Here is a 20,858-nt window from a genome sequence, read left to right as displayed (position 1 = left end):
GAATCTTCTATAAATAAGTCAGCACGTCGGTCAGCGTCTCGACGCTGATAAAATCTAGGCCCACCAGCCGCTCGGCGGGCACTTCTTCGTGCACCCAAGTGGTGTGGTAGGGCACGTAGATGGCCTGCCCGCCCACGGCTAACACGGGCAGAATGTCGGATTTGAGCGAGTTGCCAATCATCAGAAACGCGGCGGGGTCTACGCCGTGGCGGGCCAGCACGCGCTGGTAGGTGGCCGCATCTTTCTCACTCACAATCTCGACGTGGTCAAAAAAATCGCCTAAGCCCGAGCGCGCCAGCTTGCTTTCCTGGTCAAACAAGTCGCCCTTGGTGAGCACCATCAGGCGCTCGCCGCGCCGCTTGAGCTCGCCGAGCACTTCTACCACGCCGGGCAGGGGCTCGATGGGAAAGTCGAGCAGGCGCTTGCCCAGGTCGAGCAGCTGCTGAATTTCGCGGCCCGTCACGGCGCCGTCGGTGAGCTGGATGGCGGTTTCCGTCATGGTCAGCATCAACGACTTGGCCCCGTAGCCATAAAGGTGCATGTTGCGGCGCTGCACCTCGTAGAGACGCCCCCCAATGCTCGCCGCATCGCCGCAGTGGGCCAGGATGGCACACATTTCGCGCTCCACGTGGTCGAAGTGCGGCTGGTTGGGCCACAGCGTATCGTCGGCGTCGAAGGCAAGGAGCTGGGGCGGGCGCTGGAGCATGGGCTAGGGTAAAAACGGGTGGCCGCCGCGCGGCCCCACGCCCTAAAAGTACCGAACTTGCCGCCCATGCGCCATTTGATTGACCTGGCCACCTGGGCCCGCCGCGAGCATTTCGAGTTTTTTACGCAGTTTGAAGAACCGTTTTTTGGACTGGTTTCGGAAATTGACTGCACCCCGGCCCGCGACGAGGCCCGGCGGCTGGGGGTGCCTTTTTTTCTGTACTACCTCTACCACGCCGTGCAGGCGGCCAATGCGGTGCCCGAGTTTCGCCACCGCATCGAGCAAGGGCAGGTGTACGCCTACGACCGGGTGCACGCCTCGGCCACCATCGGGCGGCCCGACCACACGTTCGGCTTTTCATTTATCGAGCAGCAGGCTAACCTGGCCGACTTCGTGGCCGGCGCGCAGGCCGAAATCGCGGCCGTGCAGGCCGTGGGCGGCCTCAACCTGACCGAACGCACCGGCCGGCCCGACGTGCTGCACTGCTCGGCCATTCCGTGGGTAAAGTTTACGGGCCTGACCCACGCCCGTAGCTTTCGCCACCCCGACAGCTGCCCCAAAATCTCCTTCGGCCAGGTATTCGCGGCCGGGGCCAGCCAGCGCATGGCGGTGGCCGTAAACGTGCACCACGCCCTGGCCGATGGCTACCACGTGGGCCAGTTTCTGGACCTGTTTCAGCAGCGGCTGAGCTAGCTGGGCAGGTTAAAAGCCAGAAGCCAACGCCAGGCTGGTTGCGGCAACGGGCTGACCGGCTTGGCAGCAACCGCGCAAAAGCGGGTTGCTAAGCCGCCCACTCATCAACCGGTCAGATGGCTTACAACAGGCTGACCGATTGACGAGCGGGCGACTGTCATTCCAACCTGCTTCGTTGATGGCGCCCTTACTTCACACTTGTATACTCATCTATGCACGAGCTTTTTACCTTTTGGCACGAGCAGGCCGGCAAGCTAGGCCAGCAAACGCTGCAGCACGTGGCCCTCACGGCGGCGGCCCTGCTGCTAGGGGTGGCGGTGGGCGTGCCGACAGGGCTGTGGCTCACGCGGCGGCCGCGCTGGGCGCCGGCGGTACTCGGGGCAGCGGGCGTGCTGCAAACTGTGCCAAGCATTGCCCTGCTAGGGTTCCTGATTCCGCTGCTGGGCATTGGAGCGACGCCGGCCATCCTAGCCTTGCTCTTGTATTCGCTGCTGCCCATTATTCGTAATACCGTGGCGGGCATCCAGGGCGTGCCGCCGGCTGTGGTGGAGGCTGCCCGCGGGCTGGGCTTTACCGATGGGCAAATTTTGAGGCGCGTAGAGCTGCCGCTAGCCCTGCCGGTGCTCATGGCGGGCATTCGCACGGCTACGGTCATCAATGTGGGCGTGGCCACCCTGGCGGCCTACGTGGCGGCGGGCGGCCTGGGTGAGTTCATCTTCGGCGGCATTGCATTGAACAACCCGGTGATGATACTGGCCGGTGCCATTCCAGCCGCCGGGCTGGCCCTGGCCTTCGATGCGGGGCTAGGCGCCTTGGAAAAACTATCGGCCCGGCACCTGCGGGCGGTAGGCAGTGGCCTGCTGCTGGCCCTGCCCTTACTGGCGGCCGGCTACTGGCTGCCGCAAGCGGCGGGCCGGCTGCGGGCGGGCTTCAGCCCCGAGTTTATCGGGCGGGCCGACTGCCTGCCGGGCCTCACCCACACCTATGGTCTCACGCATTTGCCTAATGTAGTGCTAGCCCCGGCGCTGGTCTACGAGGCTGCCCGCGCCGCTAGGGTCGATGTTATCGACGGCTACTCGACCGACGGGCGCATCCGGGCCTACGGCCTGCGCGTGCTGCGCGACGACCGCCACGCCCTGCCGCCCTACTACTGTGCCCCGGTGCTGCGCCCCGCCCTGCTGCGCGCCCACCCCGAGCTCGGCCCGGTGCTCGACCAGCTCAGCGGCCGGCTCTCCGACTCGGCCATGACCAACCTGAACTACCAGGTCGATTATTTACACCGCGAGCCCCGCGCCGTGGCGCTGGCCTGGCTGCACCGGGCCGGCCTCTGGAAAGCGCCCCGGCCCCTACCGCCCGATGCGGCCGTGGTGCGGCTAGGGTCCAAAATTTTTGCCGAGCAGTACATCCTGACAGAAATGTATGCATCCCTGATTCGGGGCAATACCGACCTGGCCGTAGCTACGAAAACCGGTCTGGGCGGCACCACCATTTGTTTCGAAGCCCTGCGTGGCGGCCAGATAGATATGTATCCGGAGTACACCGGCACTAGTTTACAAGTGTTACTACAGCCATCGGCTGCTACGCTCGCTGCACTGGGCGGGCGCCCAGATGCCGTGTTTACGTATGTAAAAGGCGAGTTTTGGCGCCGCTATGGGCTGGCCTGGCGGGCACCGCTTGGGTTCAACAATGCCTACTGCCTGCTCATGCGGCAGCAGCAGGCGCAGCGGCTGGGCATTGCAAGCATCTCCGATTTGGGTGGGTATTTGGGGCGCTAAGGCATGGCTGGTTAGGCGGATTTTTATTTAGTAAAAGGTCGGGCTATCTACGGCATATTTTTTGATTTATCTTTGGTCTACTTCTCATTCATGTTGCTATATCAGTAAGGAATAATGCAAAATTTTACGCTTCGCATGAGCATACTGCTAGCGCTGTGGTTGCTGGCAGGCATGGCCCACGCGCAGCGCTTTGCCGCCGGCCAGCATACGGCTGTTATTCACCCCGATGGCACGCTCTGGACCTGGGGGCTTAATGCGCAGGGCCAGCTGGGCATTGGCAGTACGGAGTATCAGGCAGCCCCCGTGCAGGTGGGCACTGCTACCAATTGGCAGAGCGTAGCAGTCGGGCAGTTTCATACGGTAGCCATCCGCACCGATGGTACCTTATGGGCCTGGGGGCTTAACAACTATGGGCAGCTCGGCACCAGCTCAGCAGGCGCTTTTCAAACGACCCCGGTGCGGATAGGCACGGCCAGCAACTGGCAGCGCGTGAGCGCCGGCTATTACCACACCCTGGCCCTGCGCACCGATGGCACCCTCTGGGCCTGGGGGTTTAACTACGACGGTGAGGTGGGCAACGGCACTACCGATACCCAACCAGAACCGGTGCAGGTGGGCGTGGGCACTACCTGGCAAAGCTTGGCGGCGGGCGCTTACCACTCGCTGGCTATTCGGGCCGATGGCACGCTCTGGGCCTGGGGCTACAACTATTGGGGCCAGCTCGGCCTGGGCACCACCGGCAGCGCAACCGCGCCGGTGCAGGTGGGCACGGCCACCACCTGGCAGCGCGTGAGCGCCGGCTATTACCACACCCTGGCGGCCCGCACCGACGGTACCCTCTGGGCCTGGGGCCAGAACACCTACGGCCAGCTGGGCCTGGGCACTACGACCAATCAGCCCAGTCCCCAGCAGGTAGGCACCGAAACCAGCTGGCTGGATATCGGGGCCGGGGGCTACCACTCACTGGCTATTCGGGCCGATGGCACGCTCTGGACCTGGGGTTACAACTATTGGGGCCAGCTCGGCCTGGGCAGTACTGTCAATCAGCTCAGCCCCCAAAAAGTAGGTACCGAAACGAGCTGGCAGCGGGTGAGCGCCGGCTATGGCCACTCGGTGGCGTTGCGGGCCGATGGCACGCTCTGGACCTGGGGCTTTAACACGTATGGCCAGCTCGGCAACGGCCAGGCTAAGCAGTTAGCCCCCGCGCAGGTGGCGCCCCCCAGCAACTGGCGCAGCGTGGCGGCCGGCCATTATCATACCCTGGCCATTCGGCCAGATGGCACGCTCTGGGCCTGGGGCCTCAATACCAACGGCCAGCTCGGGCTGGGCTCAATAGCCGACCAAAACAGCGCGCGGCAGGTGGGCACCGATACCAACTGGCAAAGCGTGGCCGCTGGCGGCGCGCACACGGTGGCCATTCGCACCGATGGCACGCTCTGGGCCTGGGGCGACAACGCCAGCGGCCAGTTGGGCACCGGCTCCAGCGCCCGGCTGGTGCCCACGCAGGTCGGCACCGATACTAACTGGCTGCGCGTGAGTGCGGGCCTGGCCTACACGCTGGCTCTTCGGCAGGATGGCACGCTCTGGGCTTGGGGCAGCAATACCAACGGCCAGCTCGGCCTTGGTATTGCTGCTACTGTTCAGCCGGTGCCGGTGCAGGTAGGCACAGCCACCTGGCGCACCGTAGCCGCGGGCCATTACCATGCCCTGGCTATCGGCCAAGATGGTACACTTTGGGCCTGGGGTCTCAACAACTACGGCCAGCTTGGCACAGGTACGCTCATTACCCGCGATACGCCGCAGCAGGTGGGCACGGGCACCAGTTGGCAAAGCCTGGGGGCGGGCCAGCTGCACTCGCTGGCCACCTGCACCGATGGCACCCTCTGGGCCTGGGGTAATAATGCGAGCGGCCAGCTGGGCCTGGGTTCCACCACTAATCAAGCTACGCCGCAGCAGGTGGGCACGGGCACCAGTTGGCAAAGCCTGGGGGCGGGCCAGCTGCACTCGCTGGCCACCCGCACCGATGGCACCCTCTGGGCCTGGGGCGATAATTACTATGGCCAGCTTGGCGATGGCACTACGGCCTCGAAAAGCACCCCCGTACCGCTCGGGGCCGGCGGTAGCTGGCAGCAGGTAGCAGCCGGGTTTAGCCACTCGGCGGCCCTAAACTCCGATGGTACGCTCTGGGCCTGGGGCCTGAACGACCGGGGGCAGTCGGCGCAGCCTAATGCCAATCCTTTGCCACTCTACATTGCGGCCGGCAATATCCCGCTGGCCACCACCGCACCGGCTAGCGGCCTGGCCTGGCAGCTGGCTCCCAACCCCGCCCACGGCCAGGTGCAGCTGCTGGGCCTTAGCGGCCCGGTAGTCGTGCACATCTTTGACGCGCAGGGAAGGCTTGTAGCCATAGCGCCAACGGCCACTATCGGGCTGGCCGGCCTAGCGCCGGGCCTCTACCTGCTGCGTGCCACCAGCAAGCAGGTAACCCGCACGCTGCGGCTTGAGGTAAAATAACCGCGTAGCATGGGCTAGCTGAGCTGACTACGGGGAGCCCCAACCGGACCATACGTTCAGGCAGGCGCTTCCTACCCGCTTACAAGTGGCAACGCACCTGTTCTATTAAGCTGTAAGGCGGCTACTTAAGCACACTGCCACCCCACCCACCTGATTTGGGAGACGCAAGCCTGCGCAACGGCAAATACCGCTTATTTTGCCGCATGAAGCATTTTTTGCTGGCTACGCTGCTCTTGCCTGGCGCGGCCCTGGCCCAACACCCCGCCCCTACCAGTCCCGAAAACCTCGTGCAATACGCCCATCCGCTGGTGGGCACGGCCAAGATGGGCCACACCTACCCCGGCGCCACCGTACCCTTCGGGGCGGTGCAGCTCTCGCCCGATACGGATACCATCAGCTACGAGCAAAACGGCAAGTACAACCCCGAGATTTATTCGTATTGCGCCGGCTATCAGTACAAAGACCCCACCATCGTGGGCTTCAGCCACACGCATTTTAGCGGTACGGGCCACTCCGACCTCGGCGATTTTCTGGTGATGCCCACTACCGGGCCGCTGCAGCTCAACCCGGGCACCGCCGAGAAGCCGCTCGGGGGCTACCGCTCAGCCTACTCGCACGGCACGGAGGTGGCGGAGCCGGCTTACTACAAGGTGCGGCTGGCCGACCACGATATTCTGGCCGAGCTCACAGCTACTACTAGGGTCGGTATTCACCAGTATACCTTTCCGAAGGCCGACGAGTCGCACATTATTCTCGATTTGATGGCCGGGATTTACAATTATCCCGGCAAGAATACCTGGACCTTCGTGCGGGTCGAAAACGACTCGCTCGTGACCGGCTACCGCCAAACCAACGGCTGGGGCCGGACCCGCACGGTGTATTTCGCGCTGAGCTTTTCGCGGCCCTTCAAAACCTATGGCAGCCGCAACTACGACCAGAAACAGGCTTACCGTGGCTTCTGGGGCCGCTTCGACCAAAACCACAACTGGCCCGACCTCGCCGCGCACCAGCTCCGGATGCATTTCGACTTTGGCCCGACCCTAGCCGGACAGCAAGTCAAGCTCAAACTGGCGCTCTCGCCGGTGAGCACCGCCGGGGCCCTAGCCAACCTGCGCGCCGAGGCGCCGGGCTGGAACTTCGCTGACTACAAGCAAAAAGGCCAGGCCCAGTGGCAGCAGGAGCTGAGCAAAATTACCATCAGCTCGCCGCGACGGGTAGATAAGGAGAATTTCTACACGGCTATGTACCACGCCTTCACGGGCACCACTATTTACCAGGATGTGGATGGCCAATACCGCGGCCTCGACCAGAACAACCACCTAGCCAAGGACTTTACCAATTATACTACCTTCTCACTCTGGGATACCTACCGGGCGCTGCACCCGCTCTACAACCTCGTGCAGCCCCGGCGCAACGCCGATATGGCGCAGAGCATGCTCGCCCACTTCGACCAAAGCGCCGAGCACATACTGCCCGTGTGGAGCCACTATGCCAACGAAAACTGGTGCATGATAGGCTACCACGCGGTGCCGGTGCTCTGCGATGCCATCGTACTCGGCAATGCGCCCTTCGACCAAAACCACGCCCTCGATGCCTGCATCACTACCGCCCGCCAGCGCTGGTATGACGGGCTAGGCCTGTATATGGACAAAGGCTATGTGCCCGAGGACAAGAGCGGCGCTTCTGTGTCGAAAACGCTGGAATATGCCTTCGATGACTACTGCATTGCGCAGGCAGCTAAGAAGCTGGGTCGCACCGATATTGAAAAAGAGTTTGCCCAACGCGCCGCCAACTGGCAGAACGTGTACGATGCCCGCATCGGCTTTATGCGCCCGCGCTCGGCCGACGGCTCGTTCCGGCCAAAGTTTGACGTGCTGACGACCTCCGACCCGGCCTATATCGAGGGCAATGCCTGGAACTACAGCCTCTACGTGCCGCAGGACCCTAGCGGGCTCATCGCCAAGATGGGCGGCAACGCCCGCTTCGTGCCGCACCTCGACTCGCTCTTCACCATGACCCTGCCCGACAAGTTCTTCGCCGAAACCGAGGACATCACCCGCGACGGTATTATCGGCAACTACGTGCACGGCAACGAGCCCGCCCACCACGCCGCCTACCTCTACAACTGGACCAACCAGCCCTGGAAAACCCAGCCGCGCATTCGCATGATTCTGAACAAGATGTATCACCAGGGGCCCGATGGCCTTGGCGGCAACGACGACTGCGGCCAGATGAGCGCCTGGTACATCTTCTCGGCCCTGGGCTTCTACCCCGTGGCCCCCGCCTCGGGCGAGTACGCGCTGGGCAGCCCCGCCGTGCACGGCGCCGTGCTGCAAGTCGGCGAGGGCAAAACCTTCACCGTGACGGTTAAAAACCAAAGCGACAAGAACGTCTACGTGCAATCGGCCAGGCTCAATGGCCAGCTGCTGGCTAGGCCCTTCTTGCCGGTGAGCGCGGTGCGGCAGGGCGGCACCCTGGAATTTGTGATGGGTAGCCGGCCGGTGGGGAAGTAACCAGCGAATCAGGCAGGGCGGTAGGCTAGTTAGCAAGCACATTATGTTCTGCAGGTTGATTGACTTAGCACCCGAGGAAGTGTGCAGCAAGTCGGCAAAGAGGCTGACTTAAGTACCTTTGCCCAGCTTATAGCGAGCCGGCGAAAATGCCATCTTGAATACCTTTGTCCAACGTATTGATTTTTTTGCAACATGATGCCGAAATATTATTTAAAAGCTGCGCGTCAATTAGCCAAGACCACAATAAGTCGTCTTAAGTATAATAGAGTTACCAACTTTGTATTGGCGAAGGCAAGCCATAGATTTGGAAAGAAAACTGGCCTTTTAATTATTGATGACATTTTCCCGCAGCCTTTGTCTTCGTTTCGGCTTGAAGAGTTCTCTACTTATCTGCGCCACTGGCCAAATGCGCTAGTTTATTCTACCGGCGGTGCCTTTCCTTTGCTCCATGAGCAGCGCCGCCTCGAGAAAGTAGTAGCAGAGTTTGAGCAAAACAATCCTGATTTGCGGGGTAGAGTACTAAAGTTTAGCCGTGTGCGCACGCTCAATCCTCGCTTGGCTTACCTAGTATTTATCGGTAATACCTTTGCGATGCTACCGTTTCTGGAAAGCAGAAATATACCTTTTATCTTTACCTTATACCCAGGTGGAGGCTTCGCACTACACAACGAACAAAGCGACGCCAAATTAAGGCGCGTTTTTGCCTCTCCCCTATTTCGCCAGGTTCTTGTCAGCCAAAGTATTACTCAGGATTATCTATTAGACAATAATTTCTGTGATGCTGCGCAGATTACCCTGGTGTATGGTGTGGTAATGCCCATTTCTAAATTAACCATTGGGGAGAAATATCCGCATCAGTATTTTCCGACCGCGAAGGAAACCTTTGATATCTGTTTTGTGGCGCACAAGTATATGCCGCGGGGTGTTGACAAAGGATATGATGTATTTATTGAAACAGCCCACCAGTTGGCTAGCCGGCTGCCTCAAGTGCGCTTTCATGTTGTCGGCAATTTTACACCCGATGATATTGATACCTCAGCTCTAAAGTATATTACGTTCTACGGCACACGCAAGACCGATTTCTTCCCGGCATTTTATGCAGGCATGGACCTTATACTCTCGCCAAACGTTTCATTTCGGCTCCAGCCAGGCGCCTTTGATGGTTTTCCCACTGGTAGCTGCGTAGAGGCCGGCTTGTGCGGGGTAGCCTTGATGTGCACTGATGAATTAGGGCAGAATACCCACTTACATGATGGCGAAAATATTCTTATCATCACGAACGAGGTAGAAAAGATTGTGAACAAGATTGTCTATTTGTACAATCACCCCACTGAGCTTCATGCTATTGCTAAGACCGGCCAATTGCGCTTGCGTGAAATATTTAGCGCTCAATCGCAAATGCAACCGCGGATAAATATGTTGCAGCGTTTTTTAGAAGCTGGCAACTCGAATACTGCTGCCAGCTTAACTGATTAAGGCACTTTACATCTTGCAGCTACTAATATTATAGTCACTGAGAATGCATTATTCATTTTCAGTGACTATAATATTAGTAGCTGAGAGCAGACGCGCATCGCGCGTGTTTTTCTGCACGGCGATGGCGCCAAACAAACTCAGCAGAAAGGCCATGCCGTAGAAGCCCTTCTCGCTGAGCGTGAGGGTAGCATTCCAGAGGCCGATAAGCATCAAGGCGATTACCAGCAGCGTGGCAAACCAGGCCAGGCCGTAATAGAGGCCCGTAACGGGCACTTTTTCCAGCTGGTCGCGCACCGATTTTTGAAGCGAGATAACCGCGAACAGACCGAACATGAGCACGGTAAAGTAGTAGCCTTTTTCGTTGAGCGCCATGGTGGCGTTGAAAAGGCCAACCAGAAAACCACCCATGCCCGCGAGCAGGGCAAACCAGGAGGCAGCAACAAAAGCGGCGGAGGGGCGAACGGCAATAAGAGGAGCAGGTGACATGAGGAAAAGTGTGAAGGTTGACTCAAAAGTAGACGGGCACTTCAGGCACCGAAAAGCTAACTTTCCCTTTCAACAGACTTTTGACCGGGCTAGCGACACTACTTAACACCGGTTCAACAGCCTGCTTTACATTATTTTAAATATTTGGCGGGGTAGACTTTAGAAGCAGGCTTTACCCGCATCAAGCACAAGCAGTTAGCTAAGCCACTCCCTGCACTAACTCCCCATGGGGCCCAATGCTTCACTACCAATCCCGCTTGGCCGGGCTTCGGGCCAGCGACCCCGGCAAATTCTAAGCAGCAACCGGCTACTTTTTACCGGCAACCTCAGGATTTGGCCGCCTTTCCACGCCTACATTCGCAGCTACTAGCTTCATCGGTACGGGAGCTAGGCATTCCAAAACCCAACCCCTCCATCCCACCATGCACTTTTCTACGCTACGCCCCTGGCTAGCCTCCGCCGTAGCCGGCTTGCTGCTGGCCGGCTGCCAGGGCCAGTCGTCCACTTCTTCCGACACGGCTGGCACGGGCAAGCCCACCGAAGCGGCGCCCACCGACACGGCCAGCGTGCCCACGCCCAACGATGGCATCACGCCCGCGCTGCTGGCTCAGCACATCAAGGTGCTGGCCTCCGATGAGTTCCAAGGCCGCCGGCCTTTCACGGCGGGCGAGGAAAAAGCTACCAATTACCTGGCCGCCGAGTTTAAGAAGCTCGGGCTACAGCCGGGCAATAAGGGCAGCTACTTCCAGCCCGTGCCGCTAGTAGAAATTGCGGGCAAGCCCGACTCGACGGCCACTATTGTGGGCAAAGGCAAGAGCCTGACGCTCAAGTACCGCACCGACTTCATGTTTTTGACCGAGCGCGAAAAGCCGACGGTTGAAATCAAGAGCTCGCCGCTGGTTTTTGCCGGCTACGGCGTCACGGCCCCAGAGTATAAGTGGGACGACTACGCCGGCCTCGACGTGAAGGGCAAAACGGTGGTGGTGCTCATCAACGACCCTGGCAACGCGGGCAACGACACCACCCTGTTTAAGGGCCGCGAAATGACGTACTACGGCCGCTGGATGTATAAATACGAGGAAGCCGCCCGCCACGGCGCTACCGGCCTCGTCATCATCCACGACACCAAGCCCGCTTCTTACCCCTGGACGGTGGTGCAAAGCAGCAACGGTGGTGCCAAGCTACACCCTACCACCCCCGACCACGGCGCCAGCAAAGTGGCCCTCGAAGGCTGGATGACGTTGGATGCGGCTAAGCGGATGTTTGAGGCGGCCGGCCTGAAGTACGACGACCTTTACGCCGCCGCTAACAAGCCCGGCTTTAAGGCCAAAGACCTGGGCCTGAGCCTGACCACGACGCTCCACAATAAAATCACCTACAAAACCTCCAAAAACGTGGTGGCCGTGCTGCCCGGCACCACCCAGCCCCAGGAGTACATTATCTACTCGGCGCACTGGGACCACCTGGGCATCGGGCCGGCCGTGAAAGGCGACTCGATTTACAATGGTGCGCTCGACAATGCCAGCGGCTGCGCCGGCCTGCTGGCTATCGCCAACGGCTTCAAGCAGGCTAAGGAAAAGCCCCAGCGTAGCATCGTATTCCTGGCCGTGACGGGCGAAGAGCAGGGCCTGCTAGGGTCCGATTATTACGCCCAGCACCCCATTTTCCCGCTCAAAAACACGGTGGCCGACATTAATATGGATGAGCTGCTGGCCTTCGGGCCGATGCGCGACGTGACCATCACCGGCTACGGGCAGTCGGACCTCGACGACTACGCCCGCACCGCCGCCAAGGAGCAGAACCGTTACGTTATCCCCTACCAGCACCCCGAAACCGGCTCGTTCTACCGCTCCGACCACTTCAGCTTTGCCAAGGTGGGCGTGCCGGCCCTCTACGCCAGCGGCGCCTTCGAGAGCCGCCTGCACGGCAAAGCGTTCGCCGAAAAAGAGCGCGAGGATTTCGAGGCCAACAATTACCACCAGCCTTCCGACCAGTTTAACCCCAAGTGGGACCTGCGCGGCGCGGCCCAGGATGCGCGCCTGCTCTTCCGCATCGGCCAGCGGCTAGCCTCCGAAACCACCTTCCCGCAGTGGAAGCCCGGCTCTGAGTTCCGGGCCGTGCGCCTGAAAAGCCGGCCACAGTAAGTCGGTTTACATTCAACATTGCCCTAGCAGCAGTCTCAAATAAGGCCGCTGCTAGGGCATTTTTTTAGGTCACTAAGCTTGTCCAACCATATTCTAAGTTAAGTAAATAATTTTTCCATTGTTCTAATACACGCTTAATTTCATTTCCTGTTGTTTGAAATAGCTCAGTTTCGGCGGCGATGCCACATCTTTACGCCTGGCTTAGCACAAGCCAGATTACTTCGCTGGCGGCTTGTCTTGTCTCATTATCCAATTATTTCTCGGATATAGGTTAGCGCTGGTTCTTTTGCAGTTATATGCTTGTACGCGCTACAGTAGTTCGACTAGGTGTTGTTTTTTATCGAGCAGGAGGACTAGGGATAATGGGCTGGCTGGCGGCCCCGCTGGCTAGCCACGCCCAGGCGCCGGCGGCCGTGCGCGGCAGCGTGGCAGGGCCTGGCGGCGCGGCGGTAGAGTTTGCCACCATCACGCTGCACCGCGCGGCCGATTCGGTGGTGGTCAGGACTGAATTCAGCGATGCGCAAGGTACTTTTCGGCTCGATGCCCCAGCCGGCAAAATCTACCGCGTGTCGGCAATGCAAGTGGGCTACGGCCGCTACTGGAGTGCCCCGTTTGAGGTGCCCGCGGCGGGGCTGGTGCTCCCGGCCATTCGGCTAGCCCCTAGCCAAGCCACGGCCCTGAAGGAAGTGACCGTGACGGGCCGCAAGCCGCTGTATGAGCGCCGGGCCGACCGCACGGTGGTCAACGTTGCCGATAGCCCGCTCTCATCGGGCGCTACCACACTCGACGTGCTGGCCCGCTCGCCGGGCGTGACCCTGAGTGCGACCAATGACCTAGGCCTGCGCGGCCGTCAGGGGCTGCTGGTGGTGATTGATGGCAAGCGCACGCCGCTCACCGGCAACGACCTGGCCGAGTACCTGCGCTCCTTGCCCGCCGAGCAGCTGCAAAGCATCGAGCTGATTACCAACCCGCCCGCCAGCTTCGATGCGCAGGGCGGGGCCGGCGTCATTGCCATTAATCTCAAAAAAGACCAGCGCCTGGGCACTAATGGCACCGCTAACGCCAGCCTGGGCTATAGCGAGCAGGCCAAGTTTACGGGCGGGCTAGCCCTCAACCACCGCCGGAAGAACCTGAACGTGTACGGCACCTACGCCTACACCGACCGCCGCTACTTTGCCCGGCTCGATTTGACCCGCCAGTTTGCGGCCACTGCCACGCTTCCCGCCGGCGGCCTCGTGCAAAGCAACGACCAGCTCGCGCACCTGCGCTCGCACACAGCCCGGGTTGGCCTCGACCTCAACCTCTCGAAACGCACGCTCCTGGGTGCCTCAATTACGGGCCTGGCGAGCACCAATGACCTCTCCACCGCCAGCCAGGCCGTGACCACCGATGAGCTGGGCCAGCCCACCGACCGCTTCCGGGCCCGCACCGACTGGAACGTGAGCCGGCCCAGCGGCAGCGCCAACCTCAACCTGCGCCACGCCTTTGCCGACTCGGCCAGCGCCGCCGCGCTCAGCGCCGACGCCGACTATGCCCGCTACGCTCTTACCCGCCTGAGCGACCAGTACGTGGTGTTTGATACCCCGGGCCGGGCGGCCGACCAGCTCAGCGGCGACCAGCACAGTCGCCTTAGCATCGGGGCTGCGAAGGTCGATTTCAGCCAGCCCCTGCCCCACCGTAGCCGCCTCGAAGTGGGTGCCAAGGCCACGCAGGTAGTATCAGACAACGACGTGGCCTTTACAAGCACCATGGGCGGGCAGACTGTGCCGCGCCCCGATATATCGAGCCAGTTCAGCTACCACGAAAACGTGAACGCGGCCTACGCCAGCCTGCGCGGCGCGCTGGCCGGTGCTACCCTGCAGGCGGGGCTGCGCGCCGAGCAAACCAATATTTTGGCTACGCAAGCCGGGGCTACCGTGCGTGAGCAGCACTATTTACAATTGTTTCCGAGCGCCCTGGCCGAGCGCACTTTCAACGACCGCCACGCCCTGACGCTGGCCGTGGCCCGGCGCATCGACCGGCCCAACTACCAGCAGCTCAACCCGCTGCGTACTTACGCCGATGCCACCTCCTACCTCGCCGGCAACCCCAATCTGCTAGCCTCGACCAGCTACAATTTTGAGCTGACGCATACCTACCGCCAGAAGTTCAGCACCGGGCTAGCCTACTCGCGCTCCGACCTGCCCATCGTGAACGTGGTGCAGCCTTCGCCCGACGGCGGCCGCCTGGTGGTGAGCCAAAACGTGAACCTGAGCACCCGGCATTTCTACACGCTCACGCTCACCGCCCCGCTTACCCTCACCAAGTGGTGGACCCTCTACGCCAACGCCCTGGTTTACTATAACCGCTACGTGGGCGAGCTCAACGGCACCGCCCTCGACCGCGGCCGCGTAGCCTGCAATCTTACGGCCAACAGCAGCTTCACGCTGCCTCATGGCTGGTCGGCTGAGCTCAATGGCTTCTACGAGTCGCGCGAAGTCTATGGCTTTCAGGTTATTCAGGCCCGCGGCCAGGTGGCGGCCGGCTTACAAAAAAGCCTGTGGAACAAGCAAGGCACTTTTCGCCTGAACGTGGCCGACATCTTCTACACCACGCCCAACCGCGCCACGTCTACCTACGACAACTTCACCGAAACCTACTACTCGCGCCTCGATACGCGCATCGTCACGGCTGCCCTCACCTACCGCTTCGGCAACAATAAGGTGGCCGCCGCCCGGCGCCGCGCCGCCGGCGCCGACGAGGAGCTGCGCCGCGCCGCCGGGCAGTAGCCCTAAAGCCAATTGCCTGCAGCGAATGATTGATTATCAGTCGTTCGCTACAGGCAATTGGCTTTATACAGTGTTAGTTAGGCCGCCTGCTTCTCTTCCAGCTTCTTGAGCCGCTCGTAGGTTTGCTGCGAGAGCTGATACTGGCGGTCTACGGCTTGGCGCATGGGGCCGGTTAGGGTTTGGTCGGCTAGGGCCTCTTTGTAGGCTTTCAGGGCCCACATCTCGCCGTGGATATTGAAGGCGAGCAGCGACTTTTCGCTGTGGCCCGTTACGGCTGCTTGGGCTTCCATAAAGGTGCGGTAGAGCTTGCCCTTGAGCGTGGTCGAGGTTTCGCGCTCGCCGCCTTCGCGGGTCAGGTAGGTGTTGAGGTCGGTGGCAAACTGCTGGCTTTGGCTCACCAACTGCTTGTAGTAGCCGCGCAGCTGCGCGTCCTCACTTTCGCTCACTGCCCGCTCGTAGCCCTTAATGCGGTCATTTACAAAGTATAGCAGCTCATCGAGGGTGGCCGCCTGGTCACTGGCGCCAGCCTTTTTGTTGGTGCGCGCTAGCAGTGTGATGCCCAAGGCCAATAAGCTGCCGCCGATTATCTTCTGGGCGGTGCTGGCATTTTTGATGGTGGCCGGCACCTTGCTGAGCAGGCTGCCCAGCGTGCCGCCATTCTTGGAGCGCTTAGGCTGCGTAGTAGCGTCGTAGTAGGCAGCAGAGGGATTGTTTTTCATAAGAGCAACTAGCTAAGTGATGCCTTGCGTACGCCTGTCTTCCCTAGCGCGTTTTAGTGGAGCTTACTTACAGCAGCAATTATAAGCTGCGCGTTATAACCAATAATGCCTTGTCAGTCAATAAACCTATGCCAGAATAACCGCACATTTTACGCCCATTTTAATAAATATCACCATGTAGCGGCTTCTGGTCCGAACGCAAAAAGGCCTCGCTTGGCGTGCCAAGCGAGGCCTTTTTGCAAGGGGCTAGCCTTGCTTCTGTCTTAACGACCTGTATTGATGCCGGGCACGTTGAGATTGCCGGCTTTGGCGCGCTTGTAGAGGTAGGCGGCACCTGCAGCCAGCAGGGCGCCGCTCAGCAGCTTGTGCGACGACTTGAAGCCGCCAGTGGTACCGTCTTCGTTGGTTCTACGGCCAAACAGGCTGGAAATCATGCCGCCTAGGGTGCCGCTCGGTTGGTTATCGCTCATGAGTGAAATCAGGTGTAAGGTGGATACCGGCTTTCTACGCGGGCGGGGCGGCGGGTGTTTCCTGGGCTAGCCCACCGCGGCCACGGGCACGGGGTGCAGTATCAGCCACACCAGCTCGCGCAATATTTCGCCCTCGTCCATGCTGCCGCTCTCGATGCCCTTGCTCTGCGCATCGGCCCGCCGGATGAGGTGAATCAGGTCGATGGTGCGCTCGGGGCTGAACTGCCGCTGGGCTAGCTGGTATTCCTTCTGGGCAAATTTATTGATGCCCATTTTCTGCATATCCGCATCCGAGGGGTTGGGGCCGGCTTGGTGCAGCATGAGCAGCCTAGTAAAGAAATTGAACAGCAGCGTCAGGTTGGGGATAAGCGGGTTGGCCTTGGGGTTGGCGGCAAAGTGCGTCAGAATACGGTTGGCCTTGAGCACATCGCGCTGCACCAGGGCCCGCTGCAACTCAAAAATGTTGTAGTCCTTGCTGATGCCCACCATGCGCTGCACCAGGTCTTCGTCGATAGCCTGGCCCGGCTTCACATTGAGCAGCAGCTTGTTTACCTCATTGGCCAGCCGGCCCAGGTCGGCGCCAATGTACTCGGCCAGCAGGGCCGTGGCGCCGGGCGTAATCTGCTGCTTGCGGCTGCGCACATAGCCCCCTAGCCACTGCGGTATCTGGCTGTCGTAGAGTTTTTTGCTCGTCATCAGGGCCACGCCGGGGGCAGTGGCCAGCAGCTTGCCCAGCTTTTTGCGCGAGTCGAGGGTTTTGTGCTTGTAGCAGAGCACCAGTACCGTGCTGGCTAGGGGGTTCTTGAGGTAAGCTTCGAGAAAAGGCCAGGCTTTTTCGCTTTCCAAATCGGCCACGGCCTGCGCTTCCTTCACAATAACCACCGAGTAGTCGCTCATCATCGGGAAGCGCTTGGCTTGCCCCAAGATGCCGGCCGCGTCGGTATCCTTGCCGTAGAGCACCGTTTGGTTGAAGCTGCGCTCGCTCTCGGGCAGCACCGCGTTTTCGAGCGCGTCGGCCACGGTATCAATAAAATACGGCTCCTCACCTTGCAGAAAATATACCGGCTGAAACTGCCGCTGCTGCACTTGCTTGAGGATGGCGTCGGCGTCTTGTGTCAAGGGGTGAATGGTTGAATGAGTGAATGGGTGAATGAAAAGACATTCACCCAGCGCTTCAGTAAAGGTAAAACCGTCTAGTAACTTTGGCCTTTGCACGTGGGCTTGGCCTTTTGTCATTCCCCATTCCCCCATTCGCTCCTTTACCCATTGGACTTACTTTCTGAACTTCGCTGGCGCGGCATGTACCACGATGCCATGCCTGGCACCGCCGAGCACCTGGCTAGCGCCGCGCCCGTGTCGGGCTACATCGGCTTCGACCCCACGGCCGCCTCGCTGCACATCGGCAACCTGGCCACCATTATGCTGCTCGTGCATTTGCAGCGCGCTGGCCACCGCCCCGTGGCGCTGGTGGGCGGCGCTACCGGCATGATTGGTGACCCTAGTGGCAAAAGCGCCGAGCGCAACCTGCTCGACGAGACTACGCTGCGCGCCAACCAGGCCGGCATCCGGGCCCAACTCGAGAAATTCCTGGATTTCAACGACTCGCCCACCGGCGCGGTGCTCGTCAATAACTACGACTGGTTCAAGGACTTTGGCTTTTTGCAGTTTCTGCGCGAAGTCGGCAAGCATCTCACGGTGAACTATATGATGGCCAAAGACTCGGTGAAGCGCCGCATCGGCGGCAACGAGGACAGCGGCGCCGATGGCATCAGCTACACCGAGTTCAGCTACCAGCTGCTGCAGGGCTACGACTTCTTTCACCTTTATAAAAACCTGGGCTGCACCCTGCAAATGGGGGCTAGCGACCAGTGGGGCAACATCACGACCGGTACCGAGCTCATCCGCCGCCTCACCGATGGCCAGGGCAAGGCCTACGCCCTCACCGGTCAGCTCATCACCAAGGCCGACGGCACCAAGTACGGCAAGAGCGAAACCGGCACCGTGTGGCTCGACCCTAAGCTGACCTCACCCTACCAGTTCTACCAGTTCTTCCTGCGCGCCGAAGACGCTGACGCTCCGCGCCTTATCCGCGTGTTTACCCTGCTCAGCCAGGCAGAAATTGAAGCCCTCGAAGCCGAGCACGCCCAAAACCCCGGCCTGAAAACCTTGCAAAAGGCCCTGGCCAAGGATGTAACCATCCGGGTGCACTCCGAGGCGGCCTATGAGGCGGCCGTGGCGGCGTCGCAGGTGCTCTTCAGCGGCGGCGACCTTGCAGCCCTCGATGAGGCCACCCTGCTCGACGTATTTGCCGGCGTGCCACACCTGCGCGTGCCCCGCACCGGAGCGGCTGACCTTACCCTGGCCGTGCTGCTTAGCGAGGCCACCGACAAGCAAATTCTTCCTTCGCGCAGCGAGGTGCGCAAGCTCGTACAAGCAAACGGCCTGAGCCTCAACGGCCAAAAAGCAACTTCGCCCGACGCCGCAGTAGCCGAGCTGCCACTGCTGCTGGATAAATATTTGGTGGTGCAGCGTGGCAAGAAGAACTACTACCTCGTGGAGCTGAGCTAGTAAGCCAAGGCACAAAAAAGCCCCGCTAGCTAGGCTAGCGGGGCTTTTTGTATTAAAAAATCCGGCACAGAATCCGATTAATCCGCAAAGTCCGGTCGAATCCGTGGTTCAGACAAACTACTTCTTCTTAGCGGCTGGAGCAGCTTTCTTGGCAGCGGCCGGAGCAGCCTTTTTAGCTGGAGCAGCTTTGGCAGCCGGAGCAGCGGCGGCACCGTCTTTCGACGAGTTCTTCATGTTCTGCACTTCCAGACGGATAGCCTGGGCGTGGTTTTTCAGCTCTTGCATCCCTTTGCGCACGCGGGTGCCGGCAGCAGCATTGTGCTTGTCGTACGACTTTTCGAAGTCGTCTTCCAGCGAGTGAATCAGGTCCTTGAGCTTGTTGAAAGGATTAGCCATGAAAGTTGGTTGGGTATTGGGTGAGAAAAAAGGGAATTGTGCTTACGCGGCCCTAATATACAGGCACTTTCTACGCAAGCAAGTTTTCCAGGTTTTTTTCAAAACCGCCTTTCTGGCCTCAGAAGGGGCTTTTTTCTTCAAAAATGCTCATTTAATGAAGATACCATCCGGCCTACGCCTTGGAAATGTGCAAAAACAAGCGCGCCGGCCGCCCCGAGGGGCAGCCGGCGCGCGGCAGCGAGCGAGCTAGCAGCCAGTATATTAGGCAGTAGCGGGCTGCTTGCTGTAGAGGCCTTTGTCGAGCTTAGCCGAAATGGCTTCGAACGCGGCGATGGTTTCGCGCACATCTTCGAGCGTATGCACGGCCGTAGGGATAAGGCGCAGCATAATAACGCCCTTGGGCACGACCGGATACACCACAATAGAACAGAAAAGACCGTGATTCTCACGCAAATCGAAGGTCAGGGCCGTTGCATCGGGAATCTGGCCGTTGAGGAACACCGGCGTCACCGGCGACTCGGTGGTGCCGATGTTGAAGCCTTTTTCGCGCAGGCCGCTCTGCAGGGCGCGCACGATGGTCCAGAGGTTTTCGCGGTATTCGGGGTGGTTGCGAATGAGCTCCAGGCGCTTCAAAGCGCCGATGACGAGCGGCATGGGCAAGGATTTGGCGAAAATCTGGCTACGCATGTTGTAGCGCAAATATTCAATAACGGCCTCCGGCCCGGCCACGAACGCGCCGATGCTGGCCATGCTCTTGGCGAAGGTGTAAAAAATTAGGTCTACGCCCTCCGTAACGCCCAAATGCTCGGCCGTGCCGGCGCCGGTGGGCCCTAGCGTACCGAAGCCGTGCGCGTCATCCACGAACAGGCGGAAGTTGAATTTCTCCTTGAGTTTTACAATTTCGCGCAGCTTGCCGAGGTTGCCCGACATGCCAAACATGCCTTCGGTGATAACCAGGATGCCGCCGCCGGTTTCGTCGGTGAGGCGCTTGGCGCGCTCGAGCTGCTTTTCGAGGTTCTCGATGTCATTATGCGGAAACACGAAGCGCTTGCCTTGGTGCAGGCGCACACCGTCGATGATGCAGGCGTGCGACTCGGCATCGTACACAATGGCGTCGTGGCGGCTCACTAGGGCATCAATAATGCTCACAACCCCCTGATAGCCAAAGTTGAGCAGTAGCGCGCTGGGCTTGTGCACGAAGTCGGCCAGCTCGTTTTCGAGCTGCTCATGCAGCGTCGAGTTGCCGCTCATAATGCGGGCCCCCATGGGGTAGGCCATGCCGTACTGCGCGGTAGCCTCGGTATCGGCCTGGCGCACTTCGGGGTGGTTGGCCAGGCCCAGGTAGTTGTTTAGGCTCCAGGTCAGCACCTCTTTCCCACGGAATAGCATGCGGGGCTTAATCTCGCCTTCGAGCTTCGGAAACGTAAAGTAGCCGTGGGCGTAGTGTGAGTGCGAGCCTAGCGGGCCCCGGTTGGCCGAAACGCGTTCGAAAATATCCACTGAAAAACTAGGGGGAATAAGTTGAGAGAGCGGGAAAAAGGGGCCTAAGCGGCCCGTGCCGCCCTAAGCGCTAAACGACAAAGATAGCCCGCGCTCAGCTTTTGTACATAATTAGGGCCTCACGACGGGT

At 60.1% G+C, this 20,858-nt stretch carries 14 protein-coding genes and 1 pseudogene; 8 read left to right on the top strand and 7 right to left on the bottom strand.

The features are described 5' to 3' along the window. Window positions 1–7: 7 nt before the first annotated feature. Complete coding sequence (locus J4D99_RS04970) at window positions 8–706, bottom strand: HAD family hydrolase (RefSeq protein WP_208130612.1); 699 nt, start codon at window positions 704–706, stop codon at window positions 8–10. 66 nt (window positions 707–772) lie between these two features. Here J4D99_RS04970 and J4D99_RS04965 point away from each other — a divergent pair, with 66 nt between their 5' ends. The 5 genes from J4D99_RS04965 to J4D99_RS04945 all read left to right on the top strand — a co-directional run bounded on the left by J4D99_RS04965 (window position 773) and on the right by J4D99_RS04945 (window position 9,677). Beyond that, the gene (locus tag J4D99_RS04965; protein WP_208130611.1) at window positions 773–1,399 is read left to right on the top strand and encodes a chloramphenicol acetyltransferase; all 627 of its coding nucleotides are present in this window, start codon (window positions 773–775) and stop codon (window positions 1,397–1,399) included. 212 nt (window positions 1,400–1,611) lie between these two features. Continuing rightward, a complete protein-coding gene (locus J4D99_RS04960; protein WP_208130610.1) occupies window positions 1,612–3,174 on the top strand; it encodes an ABC transporter permease/substrate-binding protein in 1,563 nt (520 codons plus the stop codon). 135 nt (window positions 3,175–3,309) lie between these two features. Further along, window positions 3,310–5,688 carry an RCC1 domain-containing protein gene (locus tag J4D99_RS04955; protein WP_208130609.1) on the top strand — a complete coding sequence of 793 codons (2,379 nt, stop codon included), beginning with the start codon at window positions 3,310–3,312 and terminating at the stop codon, window positions 5,686–5,688. Between the two features lie 203 nt (window positions 5,689–5,891). Further along, window positions 5,892–8,201 (top strand): GH92 family glycosyl hydrolase, encoded by a 2,310-nt coding sequence (locus tag J4D99_RS04950; protein ID WP_208130608.1) that lies wholly within the window; start codon window positions 5,892–5,894, stop codon window positions 8,199–8,201. A gap of 192 nt (window positions 8,202–8,393) precedes the next feature. Continuing rightward, entirely contained in the window at window positions 8,394–9,677 is a 1,284-nt protein-coding gene (locus J4D99_RS04945; protein WP_208130607.1) for a glycosyltransferase family 4 protein, read from the top strand. A gap of 48 nt (window positions 9,678–9,725) precedes the next feature. Here the strand turns inward: J4D99_RS04945 and yiaA are convergent, their stop codons facing one another. Continuing rightward, window positions 9,726–10,163 (bottom strand): inner membrane protein YiaA, encoded by a 438-nt coding sequence (yiaA, locus tag J4D99_RS04940; RefSeq protein WP_213019505.1) that lies wholly within the window; start codon window positions 10,161–10,163, stop codon window positions 9,726–9,728. A gap of 422 nt (window positions 10,164–10,585) precedes the next feature. Here yiaA and J4D99_RS04935 point away from each other — a divergent pair, with 422 nt between their 5' ends. Further along, a complete protein-coding gene (locus tag J4D99_RS04935) occupies window positions 10,586–12,307 on the top strand; it encodes a M28 family metallopeptidase (RefSeq protein WP_208130606.1) in 1,722 nt (573 codons plus the stop codon). Between the two features lie 296 nt (window positions 12,308–12,603). After that, a complete protein-coding gene (locus tag J4D99_RS04930) occupies window positions 12,604–15,075 on the top strand; it encodes an outer membrane beta-barrel protein (protein WP_208130605.1) in 2,472 nt (823 codons plus the stop codon). A 77-nt stretch (window positions 15,076–15,152) separates the two neighbouring features. On the opposite strand, the gene J4D99_RS04925 is transcribed toward J4D99_RS04930, so the two are convergent. The 3 genes from J4D99_RS04925 to holA form a co-directional block, all read right to left on the bottom strand. After that, window positions 15,153–15,794: a PA2169 family four-helix-bundle protein gene (locus J4D99_RS04925; RefSeq protein ID WP_208130604.1), complete on the bottom strand. Its 642-nt coding sequence runs from the start codon at window positions 15,792–15,794 to the stop codon at window positions 15,153–15,155. 263 nt (window positions 15,795–16,057) lie between these two features. Then, window positions 16,058–16,264, bottom strand: coding sequence for a hypothetical protein (locus J4D99_RS04920; protein ID WP_208130603.1), 207 nt, complete (start codon window positions 16,262–16,264; stop codon window positions 16,058–16,060). A 66-nt stretch (window positions 16,265–16,330) separates the two neighbouring features. Continuing rightward, window positions 16,331–17,383 (bottom strand): DNA polymerase III subunit delta, encoded by a 1,053-nt coding sequence (gene holA, locus J4D99_RS04915; protein WP_236018532.1) that lies wholly within the window; start codon window positions 17,381–17,383, stop codon window positions 16,331–16,333. A 147-nt stretch (window positions 17,384–17,530) separates the two neighbouring features. Here holA and tyrS point away from each other — a divergent pair, with 147 nt between their 5' ends. Further along, a complete protein-coding gene (gene tyrS, locus J4D99_RS04910) occupies window positions 17,531–18,832 on the top strand; it encodes a tyrosine--tRNA ligase (protein WP_208130601.1) in 1,302 nt (433 codons plus the stop codon). Window positions 18,833–19,051: 219 nt separating this feature from the next. On the opposite strand, the pseudogene J4D99_RS22150 reads toward tyrS, so the two are convergent. Continuing rightward, window positions 19,052–19,228 (bottom strand): annotated as a pseudogene (locus tag J4D99_RS22150) (BF3379 family histone-like protein); the annotation flags it as partial. A gap of 261 nt (window positions 19,229–19,489) precedes the next feature. Next, window positions 19,490–20,728 (bottom strand): aminotransferase class I/II-fold pyridoxal phosphate-dependent enzyme, encoded by a 1,239-nt coding sequence (locus tag J4D99_RS04900; protein ID WP_208130599.1) that lies wholly within the window; start codon window positions 20,726–20,728, stop codon window positions 19,490–19,492. Window positions 20,729–20,858 lie beyond the last annotated feature (130 nt).

The sequence above is a fragment of the Hymenobacter sp. BT559 genome (assembly GCF_017571525.1).
Taxonomy (GTDB): Bacteria; Bacteroidota; Bacteroidia; order Cytophagales; family Hymenobacteraceae; genus Hymenobacter; species Hymenobacter ginsengisoli.
Note: the sequence above shows the minus strand (reverse complement) of the source record. Positions and strands in the feature narration are given on the sequence as shown.